Here is a 3,933-nt window from a genome sequence, read left to right as displayed (position 1 = left end):
GCCGCACGCCCTCGGGTTCGCCCTCCGCCGCGGGAACCCGCTCCCACGGGGCACGACCTCCGGGCCGCTGGGCATGCCCGTGCCGATCGTCACCCACCAACGAACCTCGCTTTACTTCTCTGCCGTCGCTTGGGCCGAGCTCGACCAGCACGAAACGATTTCGCCAATGATAACGATTCCGCCACGGGCGGGCAGGCCGGTGGGAATCCGGCTGCGCCGCAACGGCGTTTCCGCAGATCAGCCGCCGCTGTGCATGACGTCGGCGGCCGTGGGGACCGCCGGGTCGTCGGGATCGTCGAGCCAGCCGTGCGGCAGCGCCACCTTGCCAGGCGAGCCCTGCCGCCCGCGCGGGCCCTCGGCGTCGCGTGGGAACGGCGCGTCCGGGTCGAGCTGTCCGATCAGATCGCCGAGCTGGTTCAGGCTCGACACCGTCGCGAACGAGCGGCGCAGGTCCGCGCCCACCGGGAAGCCCATCAGATACCAGGCCATGTGCTTGCGCAGGTCACGCATCGCCTTGTCCTCGCCGAGATGCTCGGCCAGCAGCGAGCCGTGCCGGTGCAGGATCTCGCCCACCCGGCCGAGGTTCGGCGGCGCGGGCACCGGCTCGCCGCGCAGCGCGGCCTGCAACTCCGCGAACAGCCACGGTCTGCCGAGGCAGCCGCGCCCCACCACGACGCCGTCGCAGCCGGTCTCGGCCATCATCCGCACGGCGTCGTCGGCGGAGAAGATGTCGCCGTTGCCAAGCACCGGGATGGTGGTGACGGCCTCCTTGAGCCGGGCGATGGCCGACCAGTCCGCCTGCCCGGAGTAGCGCTGCGCGGCCGTGCGCGCGTGCAGGGCCACCGCCCGCGCGCCTTCTGCCTCGGCGATGCGGCCGGTGTCCAGGTAGGTCAGGTGGTCGTCGTCGATGCCGATGCGGAACTTCACCGTCACCGGCACGCCAGCGGGCTCGGCCGCGGCCACCATGGCCCGCACGATGCGCGCGAACAGCGCCCGCTTGTACGGCAGCGCCGCGCCACCGCCGAGCCGGGTCACCTTGGGCACCGGGCAGCCGAGGTTCATGTCGATGTGATCGGCCCAGCCCTCGCCGACGATGATCCGCACCGCCTCGCCGAGCGTGTGCGGGTCGACGCCGTAGAGCTGCATCGAGCGCGGATGCTCGTCGGCGTCGAAGGACATCATGTGCAGCGTCTTCTCGTTGCGTTCGACGACCGCGCGGGCGGTGATCATCTCGCACACGTAGATCGAGGTGGGGCTGCCGAACTCCCGGCACAGCTTGCGGAAGGCCAGGTTGGTGATGCCTGCCATCGGCGCGAGCACGACCGGCGGGTCGACCGGGTAGGGGCCGATCCGCAGCGTGGTCCTCGTCGCCTCGGTAGTCGTCGTCACGGGTCAAGTCTCTCATCAAGCCGGTCGTCGCCGGTCGGACGCTCGATCCGGGAGTAGTTCGCGCCACACCGCCCGGCCGCGTCGACCCGTCCGCGGGACCCGGACCGCCGTGGAAGCGAACCGCCGCCGAAACGGCGAACACCGCCGCCGGCATTCCGGCGACGGTGTTCACCTGCTGTGGGCAGCCGCCCCTTCCGGGCGACCGTCGGTGCTCAGCCCGCGGTCGCGCCCGCCAGCTCGCGCTTCTTGGCCTCGCGGGCCAGCATGCGGTCGCGCTGCTCCTCGAACTTGACCACGTCCTGCGACAGCTTCTCCAGGAAGGCGCCGAGGCGCTCGCGGGTCTGCTCGCCGCGGGCGGTGAAGTCGGTGCGCTCGAACACCTTCCACTTCTTGAGCACCGGCTGCACGACCTCTTCCAGGTGCTGGCGCAGGTCGTAGATGCCGTGCTTGGCCATCAGCACGCCGTTGCGGCGGAAGTTGGGCATGCCGGCGCCCGGCATCTGGAAGTTCTCCAGGATCATCGTGATCGCCTCGAGCGCCTGGTCGGGCACGAGGTCCAGGGCCGCGCCGCACATGTTGCGGTAGAAGATCATGTGCAGGTTCTCGTCGGCGGCCACGCGCTGGAGCATGCGGTCGGCGATCGGGTCGTCGCAGACCTTGCCCGTGTTGCGGTGGCTCACGCGGGTGGCCAGCTCCTGGAAGGTCACGTAGGCGACCGAGTGCAGGAAGCCCGCGTCGGCGTCGGCCGGGGAGGCGAAGCCGTTGGTCATGTGGATCATGCGGGCGTTCTCGAGGGCGACCGGGTCGACGCCGCGGGTGACCACCAGGTAGTCGCGCATGACGATGCCGTGGCGGTTCTCCTCGGCGGTCCAACGGCCGACCCAGGTGCCCCACGCGCCGTCCTGCGAGAAGTTCTCGGCGATCTCGCGGTGGTAGGAGGGCAGGTTGTCCTCGGTGAGCAGGTTGGTGATCATGGCCGCCTTGGCGACCTCGCTCAGCTTCGACTGCTCCGGGTCCCAGTCGACGCCCCCGAGCGCCGCGAAGTTGCGGCCCTCGTCCCACGGGACGTAGTCGTGGGGGTGCCATTCCTTGGCCAGGGAGAGGTGCCGGTTGACGTTTTCCTCGGCAACCGGCTCCAACTCCGTGAGCAGCTCGAGTTGAGTCAGATCCCTTGCCATGTATCAGCCCTTCATAGTCTGCTAGCCCGCTTTGCAGGTCGTTTCATCGGAGTCGGACCGTGTCGACGCGGCCATACCTTACGGCACCGTAGGTGTGATGCGAAACGCATCGGCGCCACTGATCCGAAGTGCGGACCGAAGTCCCCACGCCGGACGACGATGGTCCCCACAGCGGCATCGCCGCAGGATGCGGCCACTCCGAGTGTATGCCTCCCAAGCGCGTCGCGGGGGTATGCACACCCACACTCGGCAGCCTTGGTTCCCGTCTCTATCGGCGCGCGGCAGATTTCGTTAGCACGCACACCTCGGCGCGCTGTCGCGACGCCACCGAATCTGGTACCCCGCCCCCGGCCGTCCCCATGCCTGCCGCGCGCGTGAGCCGCCTCACAGCCGAACGGCCCGCCCACCGCGAGGGTGGGCAGGCCGTGAGCCCTTGCTGGGCGCCGCGTTCGGGTGCCCCTGTGTTCCGGGCGGTGTCCCGGGGCGCTGTATGCAAAGGTGCGCCCCGGCATATAGAGGTGCGCCCCGGCTCAGCGCTTGCCGCCGAGCAGCCCGCCGAGCACGTTGCCGAGCGCGCCGCCCGCGTTCTTGGCGATGGCCTGGCCGATCGCCCCGCCGATGCCGCTGTTGTTCGCGCTGCCGCCGAGCAGACCGCCGAGGATGTCGCCCAGCGCGCCACCGGCCGAGGCCTGCTGGGCCGGGGCCTGGGCCTGCGGCGCCGCGGCTCCGCCGGTCAGCTGCTTGGACAGGTAGGCCAGCACGATCGGCGCCAGGATCGGCAGCAGCTGGGCGACCAGCTGGTTGCCGCCGGTGCCCTCGGTCGCGCCGAGCGCGCTGATGACGGTGTTCTTCTCGCCGCCGAACACCTTGTCGACGATCTTCTCGCCGTCGGCCGCGTCCACCTTGGCGATATCGACCGACCCGTCACCGTCCACCAGGCTGGGATCGTGCTTGTTCAACGCCCCCAGCAGCGCCGAGGCGCCCTCGGGCCGGGTCGCGTTGGCCTGCAACCCGCCGAGCAGCGTCGGCAGCGCGGCCTGCACGGCCGTGCGCGCGGTGGCTTCGTCCACACCCAGCTGGTTTGCGATCTGGGCGACCGGAACATTGGAGAGCAGTTCGTCGAAGGAAGTCATCGGCTCCGCCTGTCTAGAGGTAAGCCACGAGTGTGCCCGTGACCGCCTCACAGTAGAGGAAAGCCCGCTCGCGATCCCCTGTTTCATGGTTGCTGTGATCGTGCCGGGACCCGTTCGCCCAGCTCCTCGGGCCGGCGCGGCGGCCGGTCGGCCCCGCAGACGAGAACAGGCGCCCGGAGCCCGGGCGCCAGTCCGACGTGCCCCCCCCCGGGCGCGAACCTGGGGCCGGGGGA

Annotated in this window: 3 protein-coding genes; all 3 read right to left on the bottom strand. The window is 70.6% G+C overall.

All coding sequences use genetic code 11. The annotated features are described in order from the left end of the window. Positions 1–237: 237 nt before the first annotated feature. Positions 238–1,389: a tRNA dihydrouridine synthase DusB gene (gene dusB, locus QH283_RS22275; RefSeq protein WP_280504911.1), complete on the bottom strand. Its 1,152-nt coding sequence runs from the start codon at positions 1,387–1,389 to the stop codon at positions 238–240. Between the two features lie 212 nt (positions 1,390–1,601). Next, positions 1,602–2,567, bottom strand: a complete 966-nt coding sequence (locus tag QH283_RS22270; RefSeq protein WP_280504910.1) for an acyl-ACP desaturase — start codon at positions 2,565–2,567, stop codon at positions 1,602–1,604. 530 nt (positions 2,568–3,097) lie between these two features. Beyond that, positions 3,098–3,700, bottom strand: a complete 603-nt coding sequence (locus tag QH283_RS22265; protein ID WP_280504909.1) for a DUF937 domain-containing protein — start codon at positions 3,698–3,700, stop codon at positions 3,098–3,100. Positions 3,701–3,933: the final 233 nt, after the last annotated feature.

The sequence above is a fragment of the Nocardia farcinica genome, assembly GCF_029867845.1.
GTDB classification, from domain to species: domain Bacteria; phylum Actinomycetota; class Actinomycetes; order Mycobacteriales; family Mycobacteriaceae; genus Nocardia; species Nocardia farcinica_A.
Note: the sequence above shows the minus strand (reverse complement) of the source record. Positions and strands in the feature narration are given on the sequence as shown.

Excerpts from the sequence above, each read along its gene's own strand:
- QH283_RS22270 (WP_280504910.1), bottom strand. The coding sequence starts at position 2,567 with ATGGCAAGGGATCTGACTCAACTCGAGCTGCTCACGGAGTTGGAGCCG.
- QH283_RS22265 (WP_280504909.1), bottom strand. The coding sequence starts at position 3,700 with ATGACTTCCTTCGACGAACTGCTCTCCAATGTTCCGGTCGCCCAGATC.